The sequence below is a fragment of the Zoogloea sp. LCSB751 genome, from assembly GCF_002028455.1.
GTDB lineage: Bacteria > Pseudomonadota > Gammaproteobacteria > Burkholderiales > Rhodocyclaceae > Zoogloea.
Genome location: NZ_MWUM01000115.1, coordinates 1 through 330, shown reverse-complemented (window position 1 = coordinate 330; position 330 = coordinate 1). Strand labels below are relative to the sequence as shown.

Below are 330 nucleotides of genomic sequence, written 5' to 3'. Positions count from 1 at the left end.
TATGCGTGGTCATAAGAACGTGATTTTTTGCTGCTGCTTGGGTTGAAATATCCTGAATTTGGGATGAACATTGTGCCTGCCATTCAGGATGAAGGAAAGAGTCTGGCTCATCCATTACTGTAATACTATTTGTATCTTTAAATAACTCACTAATCGAATATAAATAAACGGCTTGAAATTGACCATCACTAAATCCCCTAGAAGTCATTTCACTTCTATCACGCAGTCTAATTTTCAATGAAATTGACTTGCGCATCCCCAACATTTTCAAATTGTCAAACGCACGAAATAAATCATGTGATGAAAGTGCTGAAAAATGTTCGCGGATAT

Annotated in this window: 1 protein-coding gene; it reads right to left on the bottom strand. The window is 36.7% G+C overall.

Annotation, left to right across the window (positions count from 1 at the left end; genetic code table 11):
- Positions 1–330, bottom strand: a 330-nt coding sequence (locus B4920_RS25990) for an AAA family ATPase (protein ID WP_145954649.1), incomplete at both ends; no start/stop codon positions are given.